This window comes from Dethiosulfatibacter sp. (genome assembly GCF_983023055.1).
Map to the genome: position 1 here is coordinate 2196 of NZ_CEZJXU010000226.1, position 1907 is coordinate 4102.

Here is a 1907-nt window from a genome sequence, read left to right on the forward strand (position 1 = left end):
CTTCTGAATATGGAGTTAATTAGTTGTTTTGTATTGGAAAATTGAAATAATTCACTCAATTAACTAAGGCAAATAATACAGTAATACGAACATTTTTTATACCTCCTATTTATTAAGATTTTGTAATAATGAAGATATATTTAATTTGAGGTTGATAAAATAGTCACTTCACTATTATTAATAAGTATACGTTAAATAAAGGGGTATAACATATGAAAACACGGCTCGGGAATTTTTTAAAAGAAAATGAAGAAAGTAAGGAATTATTTGACAAATTAAGAATTGAAAAAGACAAAGAGTCTTTTGATACTCTCTTGAATCAATTCAACGACTATCTATTTAAAACTTATGCAGTGGGCTACATAAAAAGTTCCATACAAACAGGTGTAAGAGACATAAAGCGCAATATTTTTTCACAGATCAAAAGAGACAATGAAGAATTGATATTAAACAATGACTCCAGTAATTCCAATGAACAATACTTGGATAACTTACAAGACCATTCAGTAGACTTTGTAGAAACTATATCAAAGGAAAGCAATAACTTCAAAGGTATTATCTCAGATAAAGAGTTACTAAGCTCCATTGAATCTCTGACAGACAAGCAAAAAGAAGTCTTGTTTTTATTGTTCATCAAAAACATCAATGAGAAATCAATTGCTAATGATAGACATGTATCCATTCAAAGCATCAACAAAGTAAAATTAAAGGCATTGAATCGTTTAAGAGCTGATTGGGGGTGTAAACATGGAAAATGCAGTTGATATAATCAGTAACTTAGGGTTTCCCATAGGAGTATCTGCCTTTCTGCTTATCAGAATTGAAAAGAAGCTGGACGAATTGAATAAAACTATTCTGCAAGTGCTTGAAGCTTTCGTCAAGAACGAATGAAGGTAAAGTAATAGCTATGGGGGATCGGGAATTTAGGGAGAAGTTTTTACTTGCACAAAAGGGAAATGAACAGGTATTGGAAGAAACATTCAAGCAATTTGAATTACTGCTATATAAGAATAGTTATATTAATGGAAGATTTGATAATGATTGCTTTCAAGAGCTATCAGTGTTACTTACCAAATGTATTAAAAGGTTTAAGTTCAATAATGGTATTGGAAATGCATTGTTTCTGAAGCTACTTAAAGAACATCATTCCGAGAAATAAACAACTAGCCTAATAAGGGATAATCCTTGTTAGGTTTTGTTTTGGGCATATTACGTTTAATTAACAAAATTGAATTCATGAGATATGGGGAGTATAATATTAAGTGAATGGAAATTCTATTAAGGGAAAGGGGGAGGGATATGAAGAAGAGAATAGGATTTATTGCGATTATTACCTTAGTAATTATTGTCATATATGTGATAGATAGTGGAATCAGTATTTATAATTTTGTTGACAGACCTTTTAAAGAAGCAATTATTGACCAGTTTATTGCTGATGCTATGGGAAGTGAATTTGATGATGTTTATTTCACCGGCTATTCAGAGACTGGAGACATAAATAGTGAGAATAAAGGCAATAAGGTAACTCAAGAACTGCTGAATGAGTTTTATAAGTATGATGTGGTCAAAGTTAAAGACACTAGTGATATTGACAAAAACTTGTATTATATGATTTTCTTCAATGTTCAGGACACTGATGAATCGATTATGATATATGTTCAGAGTGATGTTTACTTCTCAGTGATTGAGAGAATACATGTTATTGACGAAGATAAAGAAAATAAGATTATCAAGCACAAAGCAGTAACAACCACAACCGATTATTTAATTAAAAATGATAAGCTTGATATTGAACGCTTCAATGAAATATTATTGCATAATTAAAGGGGCTTGCGGGACTGTAACAAACTTTGTGTAAAATAAAAAAATCTTCCATGAAAGTAATTAATAGTATAAAATTAATTATC

The 1907-nt window shown here is 30.3% G+C and carries 4 protein-coding genes; all 4 read left to right on the forward strand.

Annotated features, from left to right (window positions below; all coding sequences use genetic code 11):
* Positions 1-212 precede the first annotated feature (212 nt).
* The 4 genes from AC3AX0_RS08565 (at position 213) to AC3AX0_RS08580 (ending at position 1824) form a co-directional block, all read left to right on the forward strand.
* The gene (locus tag AC3AX0_RS08565) at positions 213-764 is read left to right on the forward strand and encodes a hypothetical protein (protein ID WP_487549881.1); all 552 of its coding nucleotides are present in this window, start codon (positions 213-215) and stop codon (positions 762-764) included.
* Entirely contained in the window at positions 748-891 is a 144-nt protein-coding gene (locus AC3AX0_RS08570; RefSeq protein ID WP_487549882.1) for a YvrJ family protein, read from the forward strand. The genes AC3AX0_RS08565 and AC3AX0_RS08570 overlap by 17 nt, the downstream gene beginning before the upstream one ends.
* A gap of 16 nt (positions 892-907) precedes the next feature.
* Positions 908-1159 carry a helix-turn-helix domain-containing protein gene (locus AC3AX0_RS08575; protein ID WP_487549883.1) on the forward strand — a complete coding sequence of 84 codons (252 nt, stop codon included), beginning with the start codon at positions 908-910 and terminating at the stop codon, positions 1157-1159.
* A 140-nt stretch (positions 1160-1299) separates the two neighbouring features.
* On the forward strand, positions 1300-1824 hold the full coding sequence (locus tag AC3AX0_RS08580) for a hypothetical protein (RefSeq protein ID WP_487549884.1): 525 nt from the start codon (positions 1300-1302) through the stop codon (positions 1822-1824).
* Positions 1825-1907: the final 83 nt, after the last annotated feature.